Genomic DNA, 20,602 nt, shown 5'->3' on the forward strand with positions numbered 1-20,602 from the left:
GCCTCAGGCGAACAGATCGCGCGCCATCATCAGCACCGCGAAACCCATGAGCGCGGTGCCGCCCCATCCGAGCCAGCGCGTGCGTCGGCTCGAGACGAAGACGCCCATCACGCGCTCCTGGGCGACCAGCATCATCATGGCCGCCATGATCGGCACCGCGACCACGCCGTTGACCACCGCACTCCAGTACAGCGCCTTCATCGGATCGACCGGCGTGAAATCGAGCGCGGTGCCCACCAGCGTCGCGATGCCGATGATCCCGTAGAAGGGCTTGGCCTCGCGCCAGTGCAGTTCCAGCCCTTCTTCCCAGCCGAAGGCCTCGGCCACCGCATAGGCCGCCGACGAGGCCAGCACCGGCACCGCCAGCAGGCCGGTGGCGATGATGCCGCCCGCGAACAGCCAGAAGGCGAAGTCGCCGGCCAGCGGGCGCAGCGCCTCGGCGGCCTGCGCGGCCGAGGTCACGTCGTGGATGCCCGCGGTGAAGAGCACCGAGGCACCCACCACCATCACGAAGAAGGCGATGGTGTTGGAGAAGATCATGCCGATCCAGGTGTCGAGCTTGACGCGCCGCAGGCCGCGCCAGATCTCGGCCTCGGTGCCCACGGCGCCGACGCCACCGCCCTTCTGTCGCAGTTCCTCGACCTCCTGCGAGGCCTGCCAGAAGAACAGGTACGGCGAGATCGTGGTGCCGAGCAGCGCGACGATCATCATCCAGTAGTCGCTGCTCCACTGCAGTTGCGGCACCACCAGGTCGTGCAGCACCCTGGCCCAGGGCACCTTCACCGCGAACACCGTCGCCACGTAGGCGAACAGCGTCAGCGTGAGCCACTTGAGGATGTGCGCGAGCCGCCGGTAGGGCACGAAGACCTGCAGCAGCACCGTCACCACGCCGAACACCAGCGAATGGAAGTGCTGGCCGCCGCCGACCACCAGTTGCAGCGCCTCGCCCATGGCGCCGATGTCGGCCGCGATGTTGATGGTGTTGGCGAACACCAGCAGCCCGATCAGGCCGAGCAGCAGCCAGCGCGGCATGTGGTCGCGCAGGTTGGCCGCCACGCCCTTGCCGGTGACCCGGCCGATGCGTGCCGACACCATCTGGATCGCGATCATGAAGGGCAGCGAGAGAAAGACCGTCCAGAGCAGGCCGGTGCCGAACTGGGCGCCGGCCTGCGTGTAGGTGGCGATGCCCGAGGGATCGTCGTCCGCCGCACCGGTGACGACGCCGGGGCCGACATGGCGGAGGAAGGACGGGATCCGGTTTTTCATCGGGGCGAAACTAGCACGCGTGTATTGGATGAAACTGACCAATTCGGAATCCGGCGAAACTAGGGCCTGTCTTTTGTCCGGAGCCCCGTTCTTGTCATCCAAAGCCTCTCGCATCGCACTGTCCGTCTCGGCCGCGGCCCTCGGCAGCCTCGCGGCCTACTGGACGCTCCTGGCCACGCGGCAGGGGCACATCCTGTTCAACGCCCGCAAGCTGCCGGTGGTGCATCTGTCCGAGGACTTCTCCATTTACTCCCACACCGTGCCGGGCGGCATGGTGCGCGGCTACGTCTACCACCCGCACGGCGAGGACGTCCTGCAGGACCTTTTCATCTACTTCGCGGGCCGCGGCGAGGACGTGCGCGCCACGGCGCAGGCGCTGCACTGGCTGCCCGAGGGCTTCGGCCTCGCGGCCTTCAACTACCGCGGCGTGGCCGATTCGCAGGGCGATCCGTCCGAGATCGCCTCGGTCGCCGACGCGATCCAGTTCGCCACCCACCTGCGCAAGGCCTTCCCGCGCGCGCGGCTGCACGTGGTCGGCCGCAGCCTGGGCACGGGCGTGGCCATCCAGCTGGCGGCGCGGCGCGAGTTTTCGAGCCTGCAGCTGGTGACGCCCTACGACTCGATGCTGGAAGTGGCGAAGGCGCGCTTCCCGCTGGTGCCGCTCGCGCTGCTGCTGCGGCACCGTTTCGACTCGCTGACCCATAGCCAGGAGGTCGCGGCCAAGACCCAGGTGCTGCTGGCCGCGCACGACGTGGTCGTGCTGCCCGTGCGCTCGCAGAAGCTCATCGATGCCTGGCCCACGCCGGTGCACGTGCAGACGGTGGCGGGCTCCGACCACCACAACATCGTCGACCTCGAAGCGACCTGGCTGCACCTCGTCGACTTCGCGCTCTCGGCGGCGCTGCCGGAGATCCAGGCCGACTGAGCCTCGTCAAAGGATCAGCAGCGCCCGGAAGTCGTTGACGTTGGTGTGCGTCGGCCCGGTGACCAGCAGGTCGCCGATCGCGTCGAAATACCCGTAGGCGTCGTTGCGGTCCAGGTGGTCGGACAGCTTGCGGCCCGCCGCCGCGGCGCGCGCCAGCGTGTCGGGCGTGACGAAAGCGCCGGCGTTGTCCTCCACGCCGTCGATGCCGTCGGTGTCGGCGGCCAGCGCCCACACCTGCGGCTGGCCCATGAGCGCGCCGGTCAGCCCCAGGCAGAACTCGCCCGCGCGCCCGCCTCGGCCCTTGGCCTGGCCGGGCTGGCGCGGCCGGACCGTGACCGTGGTCTCGCCACCCGACAGGATCACGCAGGGCCGCGCGAAAGGCTCGCCGCGCAGCGCCGCGGCGCGGGCCAGCGCCGCATGCACCTTGCCGACCTCGCGCGACTCGCCTTCCACCTCGTCGCTGAGGATGTGCGCCGCGATGCCGGCATCGCGCGCGGCCCGGGCCGCCGCTTCGAGCGACTGCTGCGGCGTGGCGATCATGTGGGTGGTGTGGCCCTCGAAGACCGCGTCGCCGGGCTTGGGCGTCTCGAGCTCGCCGCGCTCGAGCCGAGCCCGTACCGGCGCCGGCAGTTCGATGCCGTAGCGGTCGAGGATGGCCAGGGCGTCCGCGCAGGTGGTGGCGTCGGGCACGGTCGGGCCGCTCGCGATCACGGCCGCGTCGTCGCCCGGCACGTCGCTGATGGTCAGCGTCACCACGCGGGCCGGCGCACAGGCCGCGGCCAGCCGGCCGCCCTTGATGCGCGACAGGTGCTTGCGCACGCAGTTCATCTCGCCGATACCCGCGCCGCTGTCGAGCAGCTGCTTGTTGATGCGCTGCTTGTCCTCGAGCGTCAGGCCTTCGGCCGGCAGCACCAGCAGCGAGGAGCCGCCGCCCGAGATCAGGCACAGCACCAGGTCGTCGGCCGTCAGGCCCTGCGTGAGCGCGAGGATGCGTTCGGCGGCCTGCATGCCGGCCGCGTCGGGCACGGGGTGCGCGGCCTCGACGATCTCGACGCGTTGGGATACGCCTTCGGGCCGAGGCGGAATGTGCGCGTAGCGCGTGACCACCAGTCCCGACAGCGGCGCCTCGGCCGGCCACAAGGCCTCGAGTGCCTGCACCATCGAGCCGGCGGCCTTGCCCGCGCCCAGCACCAGGGTGCGGCCCTTGGGCGGCGACGGCAGGTGGGCGCCCAGCGTGTGCAGCGGCAGCGCGCGGTCCACCGCCACGCGGTAGAGATGTTCGAGGAAGGCGCGCGGCGCCGTCTGGGGATCGGGGAGGGTCGCGGGGGTCGGGGCGGTCATGTGCAGCGTGTCTCCATGCCCGAATTCTGCAACACCGCCCGGCCCGGCAAGCGCCTGCACCCCCACGACGAGGGCCGCATGCCCGGCCTCATCGTTGCCATCGCCCTCCCCGTTACCGTTGCAGTCGGCTCACGCCGGTCGCAGCGACAGGGTGACGATCAGGCACTCAGCTCAGGTGTTTGCCGACCAGCCCGGTCATTTCGAACATCGTCACTTCGTCTTTGCCCATGACGGCCTTGAGCTTCGCATCGCACAGGATGTTTCGCTTGTTCGCCGGGTTCTGAAGATTGTTGGTCTTGATGTACTCCCACAGAAGCTTCACGACTTCGGTGCGGGGTTGCGGCGCAGCGCCGATCACCAGGGCCAGTTCTGCGCTGGGGGTCAGCGCACGATTGAAAGCGTTCGGTTTCTTGACAGTCGTCATAAGGGGTCCCAAACGGCCAACTCTAACAGCCGCTCCAACCCGCTTTGAAACAGGAACATCGGCTGCGGGTCACCTGCATGCCGTCGACGACGGCTTGTCGTTTCGCGAAGGTGTGGCCGGAGTGAGGACATGATCCGGTCCGGGGGGCAGGCCATAGGCTGCGGAGGATCATCTTTCTCCTGTCACGTGCCGTGGCTAGGGTCTGGAAAACCACTCAGGAGCGCATGATGAAACTGTCCCAGCTCAGTATCGCCACGTTCAATCTGTTCAATCTCAACGAACCTGGCCTTCGGATGTACACGAACCAGGAAGGGTGGAGCCAGGAACAATACGACAAGAAGATCGACTGGACCGCCCGCCAGTTGCAGCTGCTTGAATCCGATGTGGTGGGGTTCCAGGAACTCTGGCACGCGGACTCGCTGACCAGGGTGCTCGATGCCGCAGGACTGACCGACCGATACGACATGCTGGTGCCGGGCGACGCCAAGGGCGAGAAGATCGTCTGCGCAGGCGTCGTGCGCAAGGAATTGCTGGTCGGCGAGCCGGAATGGATCAGCGACTTCCCCGAGGCCTTCGTGCTGCGCTCCAAGGGCGATGATCCGCAGACGCCGCTGATCGAGGTGAACATCCGCGGTTTTTCGCGCCCGGTGCTGCACTTCACGATCAAGCCGCGCGAGGACGGCCCGGACGTGCATGTCTACGTGTGCCATTTCAAGTCGAAAGCGCCCACCAAGGTCTTCAACGAGGACTGGTACAAGGACGACAAGGAGACCTACAGCAAACACGGCGATGGCCTGGGCGGGGCGCTGTCCACCATCCGCCGAACCGCGGAGGCGGCCGCGCTGCGCTTCCTGCTGAGCGAGTCGATGAAGGGCAACGACACGCCCGTGATCGTGCTGGGCGACATCAACGACGGCCAGCACAGCAACACGGCCAACATCCTCACCGACCAGCCCCGCTACCTGGTCGGTGATTCGAAGGGCGGTGGCGATACGGCGCTCTACACGGCCCAGACCCTGCAGGAGTACCGCGACACGCGCGACGTGTACTACACGCACATCCATCAGGACATCCGCGAATCGCTGGACCACGTGCTGGTGAGCCAGGAGTTCTACGACAACAGCCGCAAGCGGCTGTGGATGTTCGATGGCCTGATCATCAACAACGACCACCTGAACTTCGACGATCACAAGGGCCTGGGCACCAACGACCACGGCATCATCCGCGCCACGTTCAAGTACAAGCCGATCGCCAAGACCGGGGTTTGACGCCGGCCAGGGGGTGAATGTGCTCAACTGAGGTCGGGCCGCTCGCCGGCCGAAAGGCCGGCGACGGCGGTACGAACCATCCATGTAGAGAGGAATGCACTTTGGAAGTCGATCCGATGGCCATCTTTCTGGCCACCATGGTCATCACCGCACAGGGCTTGTCGATAGCGTTCATCTACTGGATCTGGAAGAAGAAGAAGAAGCGTGGCGCCAGTGCGCGTGCCCAGGGCCGTTCCGGCGCCGCGACGATCAAGGACGGCAAGGTTCGCGTGCTGGCAACGTTCACCGGTTTGCGCGGGTTGCCATGGATCGCTTTCGCGAGCAACAGCCTCAATCCCGTTTTCTGCATCGAAAGCCAGCAACTGGTTTTCCGAGTGATCCGCCAGCACCAGCGCCCTTTTGCCGACATCCGTGAGGTCGACGTGCGCACGGGCTATGGCACGTTCAACCTCATCTTCTCGTTTCGCGACACCCCCCTTACCTTTGCGGCCAATGTGGAGACCGCCGCGCGTGGCGCAGAGGCCCTGGCGCTGCTGCCGAACGGCGTCCCGCTCTCCGATCGCACGCGGTCGGCGTTGCAGGCGCTGCAGGCGCTGCAGGCGCTGCCGGCGTCACCTGCGAATGGGTGACCTCACGGTACAACGCCTCGCATACCCGTTACGGCCATACAGGAAGGAGCGCACCGCCACCATGTCCGTCATCGATGAAATGGCCGATCGTTTCGTCGGCGTTGTCCGTGCACTGCTGTTCAGGCAATGCCGTTGGCCTTCTTCCACTTGCGCAAGCGCGCCCTCGCATTGGCATAGGGCGACGAGGTGTTGAACTGGATCATCCGGCCCTGGGTGTACTTCTCGTACCAAGGCGCGCCGTACAACGAAGCCTCGGTCTCGTGTTCGACCCGCGCGACGATACGGTCGTGGACCTGCGCAAGCTGACGCAGCAGGTCACGGTAATCGGTGCCGGCATGATCGGCATAGAACTTCTGCGCGAGGCGGCCCAACTCGTTCCACTTGTAGCCGGTGTCAGGGAGATCCACGGGCAGGCCACGCGCCTTGGCATCGCACCATTTGAGCACCAGCAGGTTCCAGCCGATCAGGTACGCCACCAGGTCGGCCACGCTCATCTGCGTGCCTTGTGCATGGCCCTCCAATGTCGCCTCGCGCGCACGTTCCGCCGGCACGCTGCCGAGGTCTGCCGCCAGCTTCCGGTAGGTGGTGCGGATGGCGTCCAGCAGCGCCTGTTTGTCGTTTGGCACAGCCATGCCGATTCGCTCCTGTGCTGCGGCCGCAGGGCCGCTGAAGTCTTCATTTTCTCCCGTTGACCGGGGAAGGTGCGCACACCGATGGCGAAGTGCTTCCGGCCGGATGCAGCATCCGGCCCCACGCAGGAGCGCAGCGTGCCGTACCCAAAACGCCTCAATTCCACGAAAGATTGCAGTTTCCCTCGTCGCCAAACGTCTATACATGGAGCGCGGCGAATCGACGGGGGCAATCACTCGAACCAGAGCACCGTGCATCGACCCTGCCGCAACGACAGCGACAGGCCGACCGACACCTCGCCAAGAAGGCATGCCATGCCATACCGCCCTACGGGTCGCACCACCCGGCCCGAAGACCTGCCCCTGCCGAAGGTGCTGGCAGAACTGATGATCGTGCTCGTGCGGCTGCTGGGCATCGAGGTCATCGCATGGATCCGGTCGGTGGTGTGGCCGCAGGCCCGGGATGCGTCCTCGCCGGCCGCCGCCACGCAGCAACACCGGATCAACGCCATGCCGCCATTGCGCTGGCGCGGCCCTTGGTGGGCGTGGCAGCTGCTGGCATGGGCCATCGCCACCGTCACCGCGCCCACCTTCCTGATCGTGGGCTGTGCGTTGCTGATCAACGCCCACAGCGACCACCCACTGTTCTGGTGGTCGCTGCCGGTGATCGTGGCCATCGGCAATGCGACCGCGATCGTGTGCATCAACCAGCAGCATCACCGGAAACCGTTCACCCATCGGCAGACGCTGGCCCGACGCCACGTCGTCGCCAGCAGCCTCGTCGGTGCCGTGCTGTTCCTGGTCGTCGGGTTGACCTCCGGCTTCCTTCCCGATGTGGCCATACCGCTGTCGAATATCGCGAACACGACGTTCCCCGCATTCACCGGCGCGCTTTGCAATGCAGGACTGGCCGTCGCCTTCGCGGCCTTGTCCTTCTCGCATGCCGGCGCCGTCCATGCCGGCATCGGTTTCCGGATTGCGGACGCATGGCCGCGCCTTCAAGAGCGACTGCGGCAAGACGATCGCTCCATGCCGGCGCCAAGCTGACGGTACCCGTCGATCAGTGCGGCGGCAGAGCGGCACCACGGCCGCGGCATCGCCGCATGCACCTCAGGTGTCGGACACCCGCACCAGCGCACCCGTATAGGCCATGAAGGCATCGAACTGCGAGGCCTTGTCGAACACCGCGTCGGCGCCCTGCGAGATCGCGCGATGCTCCGATGCATCCGCGTAGTTGGTGAGCACCACCACACGCTGGTGCGGCAGCCGCTGCGCGCAGGCCTTGATCACCTCCATGCCCGAGCCTTCTTCGAGGAAGAGATCGGTCACGATCAGGTCCCATCCCTGCCCGTTGCGAGACAGCCAGCGGGTGGCCTCCGCCTGCGACGGCGCCATGCCGACCACCTCGCAGTCGACGGAGTCCTCCAGCAGTCCGACGAGAACGTCACGAATGGAAGGGTTGTCTTCAACCAGGAAAACACGAAGCGTCATGGAGGGAATGCGGTAGGTCGGCGCGACATCACGGCACTTCGACGATGCGAAGGCGGTGCAAGAAAGAGCAACGCGCTCGACGCAAAAAACCGCGCCGATGGATGCATGCGGAAGTCTAGCGGCATCGCGATCCACCGCGTGAGCGGGCCGCAAACAGGATCAGCGCTTCGCCTACAGACAAGGCGCCATCTCTGTGAACAAAAATGTAAGTGCTTCGCGGAAGTCAGGCCTACAAAGAAGAGACAATGGCCAGCGCCGTCATGGAGCGCAACCGACTAAAGCGAACGATGAAATATGTTGTGATACCCGTCAGGGGCGGCCGCTGGGTCTGGGAACTGCGCGACGCCGAAGGGGTTGCGGTGTGCGGAAGCACAGCAAGTTTCTCGACACGCGATGCCGCGTTGCAGGCCATCCATGCGGTGCGCGCCTTGACCCAGAAGGCCAAGATCTTCGATCCGCTGGGGAATGTGCTGGAGGTTACACCTCCGCCAAAATAGGAGCGCCGACACCGTTTGCCGCCGTGCACGGCGCACGGCGTGGCGCTATGCAATGCCCGTCACCCAACGCTGGGCGACCGATCAGGCGTCGCCGCCGAACAGATCGCGCGTGTAGACCTTCGCCTCGACATCACAGAGGTCCGACGTCAAGCGATTGGCCACGATCACGTCTGCATGCGACTTGAAGGCCTGGAGATCGACGTAGACCTTGGAACGGAAAAATTCCGACTCCTTGAGCACGGGCTCGTAAACGATGACCTCGACACCCTTCGCCTTCAATCGCTTCATGATGCCCTGGACCGACGACGCTCGGAAATTGTCTGAGCCGGCCTTCATGACGAGGCGATAGATACCCACGGTTTTAGGGTTGCGCTTGAGGATGTCCGTCGCAACGAAATCCTTCCGCGTGGAGTTCGCATCCACGATGGCTTGCACCAGGCTCTGGGGCACGTTCTCATAGTTGGCCAACAGTTGCTTCGTGTCCTTCGGCAGGCAGTACCCGCCGTACCCGAACGACGGGTTGTTGTAGTGCCCGCCGATCCGGGGATCCAGGCTCACGCCCTGGATGATCTGGCGAGAGTCCAGACCATGTACCGCGGCGTAGGTGTCCAGTTCGTTGAAGAACGCCACGCGCATCGCGAGGTAAGTGTTCGCAAACAGCTTGATCGCCTCGGCCTCTGTGTTCTCGGTGAGAAGAACCTCGATATCCTGCTTGATCGCACCCTCTCGCAACATGTCCGCAAACTGCTGCCCACGTGCCGATCGCTCACCCACGACGATGCGCGAGGGATGAAGGTTGTCATAGAGGGCACGGCCTTCACGCAGGAACTCCGGCGAGAAGATCAGCGACTCGCAGCCGAACTCGCGCTTGATGCGCTCGGTGAAGCCCACCGGAACCGTGGACTTGACCACCATGACCGCTTTTGGGTTGATGGCCAGAACATCGCGCACGACCGATTCGACCGAGCGGGTATTGAAATAGTTGGTTTCGGGATCGTAGTCGGTGGGCGTCGCGATGATGACGAAAGCAGCGCCCTCGTAGGCCTCATGCTTGTCCAGCGTCGCCCGCAGATTCAGCGGCTTGTGCGCGAGATAGTGCTCGATCTCCTCGTCATCGATTGGCGAGCGCCTCTCGTTGAGCAAAGCGACCTTGGACGGGTCGATGTCCAGTGCGACCACTTCGTGGTTCTGGGCAAGCAAGACGGCGTTCGACAGGCCAACATAGCCCGTTCCAGCGATAGCGATTTTTGTCATTCCGAGTGGTCGACCCATGGGGTATGTATGTGAGACGGCGTGCTGACACGCACTTTGCGATGACGCAGCCGGCCCGAGTGGGCGCAGAGGCTACCAGCCTCAGATGACGAGGCGGACATTCGGCGGCGTCACTGTAAACCACTGTGCCTTGGGTCCTGCCTAACGCCAAAAAACGAAGGAAGGCATCGAATCGGCCAACCCCAAGTGCCCGAAGAACGCCCTGAGTTGCGCGTGAGAGACATTGCGCAGGTTGCCCTCTGTTAGAAGTTGAATACAAAGGTTTCTCATATTGCATGCCCTCTCGTTTTGATGCACGGAATCGTCGCGAGACGGTCAAATTCCACCGTTGACCGATGGCTACAATTGCAAACTGACGCTGCTTCGTCCCTGAAGTGCGCGCCGACTTTCAGTCTCACCGATGCCTTCCTCTGCGCCCGACGCAGTCGAACGTGCAGCGGATTGACCGGCTATGCGTCATCACCGAGACAGTCAAGGAACAACCAGTTTTGAAGCGCTTTGCATCGAAAAATCCCGTACGAGGCGGGTGGATGATTGCCGTCTGCGCGAGTCTTCTCGCGCTGCAAGGCTGTGCAGTGGTCACGGCGCCAGGCTTCGGCTATGCCGACGCAGGCACGCGCACCAGTGTGCCGCTGGGGCAGTACGTGGCCGGCGATCCGGAGAACCCTCCGCAGGGCGTGATCATCCCCATCACCAAGGAACTGGTGCAGGCACAGCGGCTCTCGCAGCCGCGCGACATCGCGCCGGAAGTCAAGGCGCTGTTCGGCACGCCCACGCCCTACACCATCGGCCCCAGCGACGTGATCGGCATCGTGGTGTACGACCATCCCGACCTGCTGCCCTCTGCAGGCGCGGTGATCAGCCAATCGACCGATCCCACCGGCATCAGCGCAGCACCGGGCTTCATCGTGAGTGCTGGCGGCGAGATCAGCTTTCCCTACATCGGCCGCACCAAAGTCGCGGGCCTGACGGAAATCGAAGCCAGCGACATGATCGCCAAGAAGCTGGCGCCGTACATCCGCGATCCGCAGGTCACGATCCGCATCGCATCCTTCCGCAGCCGCCGCGCCTTTGTCGAAGGTGAAGTGCGCACACCTGGTATGCAGATCTTTACCGACGTGCCCATGACGCTGCCACAGGCCATCAGCCGTGCGGGGGGCATCACGACCGCGGGCGACCGCACCATGGTCACGCTCACGCGCAACGACGTCACGACGCGCATCGACCTTCCCCTGCTCGACGCGCTGGGGGTCAACCCCAACAAGATCCTGCTGCAGAGCGACGACCTGGTCTCGGTGCGCAGCCGCGAAGAGAACAAGGTGTATGTGATGGGCGAAGTCACACGCCCCGCTGCGCTGCTCATGAACAACGGCCGCCTGAGCCTGAATCAGGCATTGGGTGAGGCGGGCGGCGCCAATGTGCTCTCGGCCAACACGTCGCAGATCTACGTGATCCGCAACAACGCGCAGGGCGACCCGGCGCTGTTCCACCTTAACGCGGCCTCGCCCGCGGCCCTGGCACTGGCCGAGAACTTCGCGCTCAAGCCACGCGACGTGGTGTACATCGACCCGGTGCCGCTGGTGCAATGGAACCGCATCATCAGCCTGATCCTGCCGAGCGCACAGGTCGTCAACGTTGGCAGCGAGATCAGCACCCGGTGAAGTCCGTTCTAGTCGTCTGCATCGGCAACATCTGCCGAAGCCCGATGGGCGAAGCCCTATTGGCTGCCGCGTTGCCGCAGATCGCGGTGTCGTCCGCCGGCACGGGCGCGCTCATCGGCCACCCGGCCGACGACATCGCCAAGACCCTGATGAGCGCGCGCGGCCTCGACATCGAGGCCCATCGCGCACGGCAGATCACGCAACTGATGTGCCAGCAGGCCGACCTGATCCTCACCATGGACGAAGGCCAGCGCCGCCACATCGAAAGCCGCTACCCGCTCACGCGCGGCAAGGTGTTTCGCTTCGCCGAAAGCCTCAAGCAGGATGTGCCCGACCCTTACCGCCAGGGCCAGGACGCCTTTGAATACGCCCTGCAACTCATCGACGCCGGTACCCAAGCCTGGGCCGAACGGATACAGAAATTCAAATGACCCCTTCCGCTGCCGCCCCGACCTCGCCCCAGAATCCTGCGGCACAAGACGACGAAATCAACCTGTCGGAATACGTCGACATCCTGCTCGACCGCAAATGGCTGGTGGCCGGCGTCACGGCCGTGGCCGTCGCGATCGGTGTGGCCTATGCATTGCTCTCGACGCCCGTCTACCAGTCGAACCTGCTGGTGCAGGTGGAAGACTCGGCGCCCGATGCCAAGGGGTTTCTCGGTGATTCGGCCAGCCTGTTCGACGTAAAGACACCTGCCACTGGCGAAATCCAGATCATTCGATCGCGCCTGGTGCTCGGCGCCGCCGTCGACCAAACGCGGCTGTACATCGACGCAAAGCCACGTTATCTGCCGCTGATGGGTCAGTGGCTCGCGCGGCGCTCCGAGGGCCTGTCCGAGCCTGGCTTTCTAGGCATGGCAGGCTATGTGACCGGCAAGGAACACATCGAGGTCGCCCAGTTCGATGTGCCCACGGTCCTGGAAGACGGCAAACCATTTATCGTCACCGCGCTGGGGGACGGCCGTTATACGCTGAGCAACGAAGACCTCCCCAAAACACTGACCGGCACTGTGGGTCAGCCGCTGGCGCATACCGACGGCGATGGCACGATCACGCTTCTGATTGCCCAGCTGGATGGCAAGCCCGGCGCCCAATTCGTCGTGACGCGAGACTCGCGCCTCGGCACCATCGAAGACCTTCAAAGACGCCTGCAACTCGGCGAGCAGGGCAAGCAGTCGAACGTGATCAGTGTGACGCTGGAAGACAGCGACCGCCCTCGCCTCTCGCGCATCCTCAACGCCATCGGCGAGCAGTACGTGCGCCAGAACGTCGAGCGAAAAGCTGCCGAGGCCCAGAAGACGCTGGGCTTTCTCGATGAGCAACTCCCGGAGTTCAAGCGCCAGCTGGAGGCCTCTGAAGACGCCTATACCAAGTTCCGCAACAAGAACGGCACCATCGCTTTCGACGAGGAAGCCAAGGGCGTGCTGGGCAAAGCCGTTGAACTCCAAACCAAGCTGCTCGAGGCGCAGCAACACCGCCGCGAGCTCGCGGCGAAGTACACAGACATCAACCCGCGGATCAAGATGATCGACGGCCAGATCGGCGCGATCCAGAGCGAGCTCGGCACATTGAATTCCCGTGTGAGCGGCATGCCGACCATTCAACAGGATGCGCTGCGACTCGAGCGTGATGTGCGTGTGAACGGGGAACTTTACAAATCGCTGCTCAACAGCGCGCTGCAACTGCGCCTGGTGAAGGAAGGCAAGGTCGGCAATGTGCGCCTGCTCGATCAGGCCGTGCAACCGAAGAAGCCGATCAAACCGCAGAAGCCCTTGATCGTGGCCCTGGCCTTGGTGCTGGGCCTGCTGGCAGGCACAGCGCTGGCCATCATTCGCAGCATGTTCATGGGCGGCATCCGCAACCCGGATGAAATCGAGGCGCACACAGGGCTCAATGTCTACTCCGTGGTCCCCTTCACCCCAGAGCAGGTTCCGGTAGACCAACGCAATGCCTCGAGCGTGCAACTGCTCGCAGTGCTTCACCCCGAGAGCCCGGCCATCGAAGCGCTGCGCAGCCTGCGCATTGCATTGCAATTCGCCATGCTGGAGTCCGGCAACAACCGCGTGATGATCACCGGTGCCACCCCAGGCGTGGGCAAGAGCTTCATCTCCGCCAACTTTGCGGCCATCATGGCCGCCGCGGGCAAGCGCGTGCTGCTGATCGATGCCGACATGCGCAAGGGCCATATCCACCAGGAACTCGGCATGAAACGCGAGAACGGCCTGTCGGAGGTGCTGGCCGGCGTGCTCACACCCGCCCAGGCGATCCACAGCCAGGTGCTGCCCAACATGGATGTGCTGACCACCGGCAAGCTGCCACCGAACCCGGCGGACATGATGATGTCGGAGACCTTCACGCGCCTGCTGGACGCGATGTCGGAGCAGTACGAACTGGTCGTGATCGACACGCCCCCCGTGCTGGTGGCAGCCGATGCCGCAGCCGTGGCGCCGCAGGCCGGCGTCGTGCTGCTGGTGGCGCGCGCCGACCAGACGCAACTGGGCGAACTCAACGAAAGCGCCAAGCGCCTGGCCCACGCCGGCAAGACGGCAAGCGGCGTGCTGTTCAATGCCATGGACATGACGCGCCGCCATTACGGCAGCTATGGCTACAAGTACGGTGGCTACCGCTATACCGAATACAAGTACAAGGCCTGAGCGGGCGAGCGGGCCTCAGCGCGCTCTTCTACTCACCGAAAAATGCCTGCCAGGTGCTTTGCCTGGCAGGCATTTTTCATTGCGAAGGCCGTGAGCAGCAGTGCGGGTACTCACGATGATGAGAAGCGGCGCGTCATCACTGCCTTTGTCTGACATCGATGTAATAGCGGGCGGATGAGAGGTGGCGCGAGGCTTGAGGCTCGGAGCCCTCACCCCTGCCCTCTCCCGGGGGGAGAGGGAGCCAGGCAAGGCCTCCATGCATAAAGAGCTTTTACCTGTCATTTGGCCCCATGAAAAATGCCCCGCTTGGGCGGGGCATCGTTCATCGAGCGATGGGGCTACCTGCCCATCACATTCGTCGCGCCGAAGCAATCAAGCCGGTACATCCAACGCCTCCGGCTCTACCGGCAACCAGCCGCTGTCGGCATAGGTCTGGAGGTTGCGGCGACGGTCGGCCAGCGAGGGCACTGCGGGTGTGCGCTGGTGCTCCAGATGCACCCAATCGACCACGTCGGCATGCGGCTGGTAACCCGGCAGCATCTGCTTGAGCACGGTCTTGAGCGCGGGCACGTCGTTCTTCGACAGCGCTGCATTCAGCAAGCCGAACAGCCGCGACAACTCTTCCCAAGGTGGGCAATCTTCATGCGCCTTCATCACGCGCGAGTGCGCCGTGGGCATGGCGTTATCCCCGATGAGCAGCTCTTCGTACAGCTTTTCGCCAGGCCGCAGGCCGGCGATATGGAAGGCGATGTCGCCGTCGGGCGTGGCCTCGTCGCGCACGGTGCGCCCTGAAAGTTCAACGAGGCGTCGAGCCAGATCGATGATGCGCACCGGCTCGCCCATGTCGAGCACGAACACATCGCCACCCACCGCCATGGTGCCCGCCTGGATCACCAGTTGGGCCGCCTCGGGAATGGTCATGAAATAGCGCGTGATGTCGGCATGCGTGAGCGTGATGGGCCCGCCCGCCTCGATCTGCTTGCGGAACAGCGGCACCACGGAGCCGCTCGAGCCCAACACATTGCCGAAACGCACCATCGAGAAACAGGTGCCCGATTGCCCAGACTGCTGCGCCAGCCCCTGCAGGGCCATCTCGGCCACGCGCTTGCTCGCGCCCATGATGTTGGTCGGCCGCACGGCCTTGTCGGTGCTGACCAGAACGAAGCGCCGCACCTGGCTGGCCATGGCGGCCTGCGCCGTGATCAGCGTGCCCAGGGCATTGTTCTTCACACCTTCGACCGGGTTGTGCTCGACCATGGGCACGTGCTTGTAGGCGGCAGCGTGGTAGACGGTGTCGGGGCGCCAGGTGCTCATGATTTCGCGCATGCGAGCCTCGTCGCGCACGGACGCCAGCAGGGGCAACACGCGCAGGCCCGGCGCTGACTGCAGCAGCTCCTGATGAATCGCATAGAGCGCGTATTCGCTCAACTCGACCAGCAACAGCGTGCTCGGCGACTGCATCGCGATCTGCCGGCACAGCTCGCTGCCGATGGAACCACCCGCGCCCGTGACCAGCACCACCTGCCCGCGGATCGGCCGCTGCAGCAGGTCATCGACCGGCGCCACCGGGTCGCGACCCAACAAATCTTCGATGTCGACTTCATGCAGGTCCTGCACCTGCACGCGGCCATGTGCCAGGTCGGCCATGGCGGGCAGCGTGCGCACATGCAGATGAAGGGGCAGCAGTTCGCTCAGGATCTCAGCGCGGCGCTGATGGCTCGCAGCGGGCATGGCCAGCAGCACATCGGTGATGCCCAGTGCCGCGCTGTTCAGCTTGAGCCAACGCAAGGGATGGATGCGCACGCCGTTCAGCGTGCTGCCATGCAGGTGCTCGGCATCGTCGATGTAGGCCCGCACGACCATGTCCTGGCTGTGGGCCAGGGCGGCACTGAGTTGACGCCCTGCACCACCGGCGCCGTAGATGACGACCTGCGGCAATGTCTTGCGTCGCAGCGTGCTCACATATAAACCGCCCAGCCAGTAGCGCGCTAACAAACGAGACCCTCCGACGGCCAGAAACAACAGCAGCGGAGTGATCACTCCGATAGTGCGCGGGACGCCGGGCACCCCGACGAAGCTGAACATCAGCGCATAGCCCACCATGAACAACGTGCACGCCTTGACCAAAGCCAACAGCGCCGCGCCACCCGCGTATCGAAAGATGGCACGGTAGAAACCCGAGACCACGAACAAGGGAAGCGCCATCACAATGGCCATGCCGACGGCCGTCCATTGAACACCGCGCAGGGCGACCCACTGTTCGTAGCGAAGGCTGAAGGCGAGCCAGACGCAAAGAACACACAGGCTGGCGTCGACGGCCAGTGCCAGCAGGCGCTTGGCAGCGCGCGGCAGACCGAGCAAAGGCTCTGCCAAACGATTGATCAACGGGAAACTCCTAGCTCGAACACAATTTGGTCGACTGTTGCCCAATTGTGTCTCGATATCATGACAACGGCACTCCCCTCTTCATGGGACGGCCTGAAAAATGCAGTGAACTTCAGTCTTTAGTTTTCATTCGGGTAACCTGCGTCGGTGCATTGACAACAACGCGCAGCCCTTGCCCACCAGCAATCCGACCCCATCGGCCAGCAGATCGGCCCACTCGGCCAAGCGATCGGGCGTAAAGGACTGGAGCACTTCGATCAAGCCGCCGTAGGCCAGCAACCCCAACAGCACGGTCCAGGTGCGGCCCGGCCAAGCCGCATGCCCGAGCATCGCCAACACCGCGAAACCGAGCATGTGGTTGCCCTTGTCCCAGCCCGTGGTGGGCATGAGCGGTGCCGGCGGCATCAGGCTGAGCACCAGCAAGGCGAGCATGGCGATGGCCAGCAGACATCTCCACGTGGTGATGCTCGGCATGCGCCAGCGAAGGCTCATGCGCTCGCCTGCGCCAGCACCTCGCGAATGGCAGCGCAGGTCTTGTCGATCTCGGCCGCCGTGAGCGTGGGGTGCACCAGGAACATCAGGCTGGTGTCACCCAGTTCACGTGCGACCGCCAAACGCTCCGCCGGGCGCCAGCCCGTATCGTCGAAGGCTTTCTCGAGGTAGACCTCGGAGCAGGAGCCCTGGAAGCACGGCACGCCCAAGGCGTTGATGGCTTCGACGATGCGGTCGCGCGTCCAGCCCGGCGCGAGCCGGTCGGGCCGGGTGTAGACGTAGGCTTTGTACTGCGCATGCACGCTGCCTTCTGGCAGCACCGGCACACGCACCGCGCTGAACGGCTTCGCGGCCGCAGCAATGGCTTCTGCGTTGCGCGTGCGTTGCGCCGTCCAGTCGGCCATGCGGCGCAACTGGATGCGTCCGATGACCGCCTGGATCTCGAGCATGCGCCAGTTGGTGCCGAAGCTCTCGATCACCCAACGGAAACCCGGTGGGTGCTGGCGCTCGTAGATGGCCTCGTAGCTCTTGCCGTGGTCTTTGTATTCCCACATCGCACGCCACAGCGCCTCATCATTCGTCGTGACCATGCCGCCTTCGCCGCCTGTGGTCATGATCTTGTCCTGGCAGAAGGACCAGGCGCCGATATGGCCGATGGAGCCCACCGCCCGGCCCTTGTAGCGCGCGCCATGCGCCTGCGCGCAATCCTCGACGACCTTGAAGCCGTGCTCGGCCGCCAAGGCCATGATCGGGTCCATGTCGCAAGGCCAGCCGCCCAGATGGACGCAGATGACGGCCTTGGTGCGAGGTGTGACGACCTTGGCGATGGTGGCCGCGGACAAATTGCCGCTGTCTGCATCGACCTCGGCGAACACCGGTGTGGCGCCAGCCGTGACCACGCAGGAAACGCTGGCCATGAAGGTACGCGGCGTGACGATGACTTCATCACCCGGGCCGATGTTCAGCGCCTTGAGCGCGACATCGAGCGCCAGGGTGCCGTTGGACAACGCGACCGCATGCGCGGTCTCGGACCAGCTGGCGAATTCCTTCTCGAACTCGCGGCATTCGGTGCCGGTCCAGTAGTTGACCTTGTTGGAGAGCAGCACGCGCTGCACGGCATCGGCCTCTTCGGTGGTGAAGCTGGGCCAGGGGGAAAAAGGAGAGTTCAACACGGGATTCAATCTTTGATGAGTAGAGGTCGGGCGGGATTGCCGACGACCGTGACACCAGCGGGCACATCGCGCGTGACGACCGCGCCCATGCCCACCACCGCAGCACGCCCGATCACCAGGGGCCTACCGGGCCGGCCTTGCTTGATGACGGCACCGGCGCCGATGTAGGCATGGTCTTCGATCACGACGTTGCCATTGCATTTGGCGCCTGGAGCGAAGGTGACGAAGTCACCGATCACGCAGTCGTGTTCGACGTAGCTGTAGAGGTTGGCGTGGAAATGCCGGCCGATGCGAATGTTGGAAGTGATCGTGACAAAGGGACTGAGCGCCGCGCCCTCGCCGATCACCACGTCGTCCATGGTCACGACATTGGCCGCGACGACCGTCCAAGCGACGATGCCATCGGCGACCAGGCGCGCGGCCAATTTTTCACGCACGGTCCCATTGGCGATGGCAAGCACGGCATGGCGCGAATCTGCTCGCTCACCGAGGAATTCCGCATAGCTCAACACACGCTGGCCGTTGACCATCTTGGTTTCTGCGCCGTCATCCACGAAGACCAAGCGGTCATCCGGAACACCGAAATTGCGCAGCTGCGCCCGCGCAAGCGGCATGACACCCCGGCCACAACCGCTGGCACCGTAGACGGCATACAAGGCTGCGGTCATGACCCGGAATCGCGGGAGGGTTGCCCGGTGAATCGAGACATCGTGGCCTCGCCCGCGGCACTGATGCCATCCCGCACCAGCACCTTGCGCACGGTGAGAAACAGAATCTTGAGGTCCAGCCACAGCGTCCGGTTGTCGACATACCAGACGTCGAGCTTGAACTTGTCTTCCCAGCTCAATGCGTTGCGGCCGTTGACTTGGGCCCAGCCGGTGATGCCGGGGCGAACCTCATGTCGCCGAGCCTGTGCGGCGGAGTAAAGTGGCAGATAGTCGACGAGCAAGGGACGAGGGCCGACCAGGCTCATGTCGCCCTTGAGGACATTCCACAGCCCGGGCAGTTCGTCGAGACTGCTCGAGCGCAGGAAACGGCCGAAAGGCGTCAAGCGTTCAGCATCGGGCAGCAACAGGCCATCCGGTCCAAGCGCCTCGTTCATGCTCCGCAGTTTGAGCATCCGGAAAGGACGTCCATGCAGGCCTGGGCGCAGCTGACTGAAGAAAACCGGGCTTCCCAGCCGTCTTTTCACCAACCACATCAGCAGCAGCAACGGCAAGGCTAGGCACAGCAGTGCCGAAGCCGAAACGATCAGATCGAACAGTCTTTTCATGAAGCCGCCAGACGATGAAAGAGGTGGCCGAAGCGCTTGACGCCAACTTCCAACGCCAAATGTTCCCGGTAATAGCGACGGGCGTTCTCGCCCATCCCAGTCAAAGCTTCGGGTGCCATTGCCGCGAGGGAGTCAGCTGCGGCGGCCAGGGCTTCGGCGTTTTCCGATGCCGCGACCACGCCGCCCGACGAATCTCTCACCAGATCGGCCGCATCGCCGTCCACCGCCATCAGCAATGGCTTGCCGACGGCCATGTAGGCCTGCGTCTTGGATGGAATGGTGATCTTGAACAGAGGATCGGCGCGAAGATGTACCAGCAAGGCATCCGCCGCCCCCAGCAAGGTGCCGACCTGCTGCATGGGAACCGGCGGCAGGAAGACGACATTGCGCAGCCCCAACTCCGATGCGCGCGCCTGCAGCCGCGTGACCTCCACGCCGCCACCCAGCAGGACGAAGCAGACACGCGATTGCCGCTCTTGCAGGAGAAGCGCGGCATCCAGCACGGCGTCGAGCGCCTGCGCCTTGCCCATGTTCCCGGCGAAGACGATCCGGAATGCATCGGCCTCCGGAAATGCAGCCGGCACTGTGCCCGAAGGAGCGCTCAAGGAAGCCTCGTCGGCCCAGTTGTAGATGACATCGATCTTGTCGACAGGCACACCGCGCTGAACGAGAAGCGTCTTGAATCCCGGAGACAGCACAGCGATGTGGTCCATCCGCCGGTAGACCCAGTTGCATACGGCCGAAACGACGCGCAGCGCACGCTCGCTGTTCACCATGCCGGTGGCGCGGAGCGTATCGGGCCACATGTCCTGAATGTCATACACCACAGGAACACGCCGGATCAGGCGGATGAGCCCCGCCGCGATGCCCACCGTCAGCGGTGGATGGTAGGCATACATCACGGCAGGCCGGCGAGCGAAGAACAGTCCATAGACCAGTGCCGAAGCACCAAAGCTGGCGTAGTTCAACACCCGCTTGATAGCCGATTGACCGTGATCAGGGTACAGAGGCAAGCGCGTGACCTGAACGCCATCGATCACTTCGCGCTGTAGCCACTTGATGCGATAGCCGGGATACACCACACCCCCCGGATAGTTCGGGAAACCCGTCACCACCTCGACCTCGAAGCCCTGGCGCACGAGCTCGCGAGCGAACACGATGCCCTTGAACGTGGGTTCGGGATCGAACCACTGCGTCAACAAAAGTACACGCGTCGCCATG

The 20,602-nt window shown here is 64.3% G+C and carries 20 protein-coding genes; 8 read left to right on the plus strand and 12 right to left on the minus strand.

Going from position 1 to position 20,602, the window contains the following annotated elements; all coding sequences use genetic code 11:
• Window positions 1-3: 3 nt before the first annotated feature.
• Window positions 4-1,266 (minus strand): Nramp family divalent metal transporter, encoded by a 1,263-nt coding sequence (locus ACSFBC_RS24355; protein ID WP_435512909.1) that lies wholly within the window; start codon window positions 1,264-1,266, stop codon window positions 4-6.
• A 91-nt stretch (window positions 1,267-1,357) separates the two neighbouring features.
• On the opposite strand from ACSFBC_RS24355, the gene ACSFBC_RS24360 reads away from it, so the two are divergent.
• Window positions 1,358-2,191 (plus strand): alpha/beta hydrolase, encoded by an 834-nt coding sequence (locus ACSFBC_RS24360; RefSeq protein WP_435512910.1) that lies wholly within the window; start codon window positions 1,358-1,360, stop codon window positions 2,189-2,191.
• A gap of 6 nt (window positions 2,192-2,197) precedes the next feature.
• On the opposite strand, the gene ACSFBC_RS24365 is transcribed toward ACSFBC_RS24360, so the two are convergent.
• Together ACSFBC_RS24365 and ACSFBC_RS24370 are read right to left on the minus strand one after the other, a co-directional pair.
• Complete coding sequence (locus tag ACSFBC_RS24365) at window positions 2,198-3,532, minus strand: glycerate kinase type-2 family protein (protein WP_435512911.1); 1,335 nt, start codon at window positions 3,530-3,532, stop codon at window positions 2,198-2,200.
• Between the two features lie 166 nt (window positions 3,533-3,698).
• On the minus strand, window positions 3,699-3,956 hold the full coding sequence (locus ACSFBC_RS24370) for an SWIB/MDM2 domain-containing protein (RefSeq protein WP_435512912.1): 258 nt from the start codon (window positions 3,954-3,956) through the stop codon (window positions 3,699-3,701).
• 227 nt (window positions 3,957-4,183) lie between these two features.
• On the opposite strand from ACSFBC_RS24370, the gene ACSFBC_RS24375 reads away from it, so the two are divergent.
• Window positions 4,184-5,224, plus strand: coding sequence for an endonuclease/exonuclease/phosphatase family protein (locus ACSFBC_RS24375; RefSeq protein ID WP_435512913.1), 1,041 nt, complete (start codon window positions 4,184-4,186; stop codon window positions 5,222-5,224).
• A 116-nt stretch (window positions 5,225-5,340) separates the two neighbouring features.
• A complete protein-coding gene (locus tag ACSFBC_RS24380) occupies window positions 5,341-5,853 on the plus strand; it encodes a hypothetical protein (protein ID WP_435512914.1) in 513 nt (170 codons plus the stop codon).
• Window positions 5,854-5,972: 119 nt separating this feature from the next.
• On the opposite strand, the gene ACSFBC_RS24385 is transcribed toward ACSFBC_RS24380, so the two are convergent.
• A complete protein-coding gene (locus ACSFBC_RS24385) occupies window positions 5,973-6,485 on the minus strand; it encodes a ClbS/DfsB family four-helix bundle protein (RefSeq protein WP_435512915.1) in 513 nt (170 codons plus the stop codon).
• Between the two features lie 384 nt (window positions 6,486-6,869).
• Between ACSFBC_RS24385 and ACSFBC_RS24390 the strand changes: the two genes are divergently transcribed.
• Window positions 6,870-7,529 carry a hypothetical protein gene (locus ACSFBC_RS24390; protein WP_435512916.1) on the plus strand — a complete coding sequence of 220 codons (660 nt, stop codon included), beginning with the start codon at window positions 6,870-6,872 and terminating at the stop codon, window positions 7,527-7,529.
• A gap of 63 nt (window positions 7,530-7,592) precedes the next feature.
• Here the strand turns inward: ACSFBC_RS24390 and ACSFBC_RS24395 are convergent, their stop codons facing one another.
• Window positions 7,593-7,973: a response regulator gene (locus ACSFBC_RS24395; RefSeq protein WP_435512917.1), complete on the minus strand. Its 381-nt coding sequence runs from the start codon at window positions 7,971-7,973 to the stop codon at window positions 7,593-7,595.
• 245 nt (window positions 7,974-8,218) lie between these two features.
• Between ACSFBC_RS24395 and ACSFBC_RS24400 the strand changes: the two genes are divergently transcribed.
• Entirely contained in the window at window positions 8,219-8,470 is a 252-nt protein-coding gene (locus ACSFBC_RS24400; RefSeq protein ID WP_435512918.1) for a DUF1508 domain-containing protein, read from the plus strand.
• Between the two features lie 81 nt (window positions 8,471-8,551).
• Here ACSFBC_RS24400 and ACSFBC_RS24405 read toward each other — a convergent pair whose 3' ends face one another.
• A complete protein-coding gene (locus tag ACSFBC_RS24405; RefSeq protein WP_435512919.1) occupies window positions 8,552-9,724 on the minus strand; it encodes a nucleotide sugar dehydrogenase in 1,173 nt (390 codons plus the stop codon).
• A gap of 548 nt (window positions 9,725-10,272) precedes the next feature.
• Between ACSFBC_RS24405 and ACSFBC_RS24410 the strand changes: the two genes are divergently transcribed.
• Genes ACSFBC_RS24410 through ACSFBC_RS24420 form a run of 3 tightly spaced genes read left to right on the plus strand, consistent with a single transcriptional unit; the run spans window position 10,273 to window position 14,059 of the window.
• A complete protein-coding gene (locus tag ACSFBC_RS24410) occupies window positions 10,273-11,403 on the plus strand; it encodes a polysaccharide biosynthesis/export family protein (RefSeq protein ID WP_435512920.1) in 1,131 nt (376 codons plus the stop codon).
• Window positions 11,400-11,834 carry a low molecular weight protein-tyrosine-phosphatase gene (locus ACSFBC_RS24415; protein WP_435512921.1) on the plus strand — a complete coding sequence of 145 codons (435 nt, stop codon included), beginning with the start codon at window positions 11,400-11,402 and terminating at the stop codon, window positions 11,832-11,834. The genes ACSFBC_RS24410 and ACSFBC_RS24415 overlap by 4 nt, the downstream gene beginning before the upstream one ends.
• Complete coding sequence (locus ACSFBC_RS24420) at window positions 11,831-14,059, plus strand: polysaccharide biosynthesis tyrosine autokinase (RefSeq protein WP_435512922.1); 2,229 nt, start codon at window positions 11,831-11,833, stop codon at window positions 14,057-14,059. Before ACSFBC_RS24415 ends, ACSFBC_RS24420 begins: the two co-directional genes overlap by 4 nt.
• A 372-nt stretch (window positions 14,060-14,431) precedes the next feature.
• On the opposite strand, the gene ACSFBC_RS24425 is transcribed toward ACSFBC_RS24420, so the two are convergent.
• The 6 genes from ACSFBC_RS24425 to ACSFBC_RS24450 all read right to left on the minus strand — a co-directional run bounded on the left by ACSFBC_RS24425 (window position 14,432) and on the right by ACSFBC_RS24450 (window position 20,601).
• Complete coding sequence (locus ACSFBC_RS24425; protein ID WP_435512967.1) at window positions 14,432-16,381, minus strand: polysaccharide biosynthesis protein; 1,950 nt, start codon at window positions 16,379-16,381, stop codon at window positions 14,432-14,434.
• Between the two features lie 189 nt (window positions 16,382-16,570).
• Window positions 16,571-16,936 (minus strand): VanZ family protein, encoded by a 366-nt coding sequence (locus ACSFBC_RS24430; RefSeq protein ID WP_435512923.1) that lies wholly within the window; start codon window positions 16,934-16,936, stop codon window positions 16,571-16,573.
• On the minus strand, window positions 16,933-18,108 hold the full coding sequence (locus tag ACSFBC_RS24435) for a DegT/DnrJ/EryC1/StrS family aminotransferase (RefSeq protein WP_435512924.1): 1,176 nt from the start codon (window positions 18,106-18,108) through the stop codon (window positions 16,933-16,935). The genes ACSFBC_RS24430 and ACSFBC_RS24435 overlap by 4 nt, the downstream gene beginning before the upstream one ends.
• 5 nt (window positions 18,109-18,113) lie before the next feature.
• Window positions 18,114-18,776 carry an acetyltransferase gene (locus tag ACSFBC_RS24440; RefSeq protein WP_435512925.1) on the minus strand — a complete coding sequence of 221 codons (663 nt, stop codon included), beginning with the start codon at window positions 18,774-18,776 and terminating at the stop codon, window positions 18,114-18,116.
• Window positions 18,773-19,381, minus strand: coding sequence for a sugar transferase (locus ACSFBC_RS24445; protein ID WP_435512926.1), 609 nt, complete (start codon window positions 19,379-19,381; stop codon window positions 18,773-18,775). The genes ACSFBC_RS24440 and ACSFBC_RS24445 overlap by 4 nt, the downstream gene beginning before the upstream one ends.
• Window positions 19,378-20,601: a glycosyltransferase family 4 protein gene (locus ACSFBC_RS24450; RefSeq protein WP_435512927.1), complete on the minus strand. Its 1,224-nt coding sequence runs from the start codon at window positions 20,599-20,601 to the stop codon at window positions 19,378-19,380. The genes ACSFBC_RS24445 and ACSFBC_RS24450 overlap by 4 nt, the downstream gene beginning before the upstream one ends.
• Between the last annotated feature and the right edge of the window lies 1 nt (window position 20,602).

The organism is Variovorax frigidus, from assembly GCF_051216515.1.
Taxonomy (GTDB): Bacteria; Pseudomonadota; Gammaproteobacteria; order Burkholderiales; family Burkholderiaceae_C; genus Variovorax.

Coding starts and splice junctions, on each gene's coding strand:
- ACSFBC_RS24355 (WP_435512909.1), bottom strand. CDS start 1,266: ATGAAAAACCGGATCCCGTCCTTCCTCCGCCATGTCGGCCCCGGCGTC.
- ACSFBC_RS24365 (WP_435512911.1), bottom strand. CDS start 3,532: ATGACCGCCCCGACCCCCGCGACCCTCCCCGATCCCCAGACGGCGCCG.
- ACSFBC_RS24370 (WP_435512912.1), bottom strand. CDS start 3,956: ATGACGACTGTCAAGAAACCGAACGCTTTCAATCGTGCGCTGACCCCC.
- ACSFBC_RS24375 (WP_435512913.1), top strand. CDS start 4,184: ATGAAACTGTCCCAGCTCAGTATCGCCACGTTCAATCTGTTCAATCTC.
- ACSFBC_RS24380 (WP_435512914.1), top strand. CDS start 5,341: ATGGCCATCTTTCTGGCCACCATGGTCATCACCGCACAGGGCTTGTCG.
- ACSFBC_RS24385 (WP_435512915.1), bottom strand. CDS start 6,485: ATGGCTGTGCCAAACGACAAACAGGCGCTGCTGGACGCCATCCGCACC.
- ACSFBC_RS24390 (WP_435512916.1), top strand. CDS start 6,870: ATGATCGTGCTCGTGCGGCTGCTGGGCATCGAGGTCATCGCATGGATC.
- ACSFBC_RS24395 (WP_435512917.1), bottom strand. CDS start 7,973: ATGACGCTTCGTGTTTTCCTGGTTGAAGACAACCCTTCCATTCGTGAC.
- ACSFBC_RS24400 (WP_435512918.1), top strand. CDS start 8,219: ATGGCCAGCGCCGTCATGGAGCGCAACCGACTAAAGCGAACGATGAAA.
- ACSFBC_RS24405 (WP_435512919.1), bottom strand. CDS start 9,724: ATGACAAAAATCGCTATCGCTGGAACGGGCTATGTTGGCCTGTCGAAC.
- ACSFBC_RS24410 (WP_435512920.1), top strand. CDS start 10,273: ATGATTGCCGTCTGCGCGAGTCTTCTCGCGCTGCAAGGCTGTGCAGTG.
- ACSFBC_RS24420 (WP_435512922.1), top strand. CDS start 11,831: ATGACCCCTTCCGCTGCCGCCCCGACCTCGCCCCAGAATCCTGCGGCA.
- ACSFBC_RS24430 (WP_435512923.1), bottom strand. CDS start 16,936: ATGAGCCTTCGCTGGCGCATGCCGAGCATCACCACGTGGAGATGTCTG.
- ACSFBC_RS24440 (WP_435512925.1), bottom strand. CDS start 18,776: ATGACCGCAGCCTTGTATGCCGTCTACGGTGCCAGCGGTTGTGGCCGG.
- ACSFBC_RS24445 (WP_435512926.1), bottom strand. CDS start 19,381: ATGAAAAGACTGTTCGATCTGATCGTTTCGGCTTCGGCACTGCTGTGC.
- ACSFBC_RS24450 (WP_435512927.1), bottom strand. CDS start 20,601: ATGGCGACGCGTGTACTTTTGTTGACGCAGTGGTTCGATCCCGAACCC.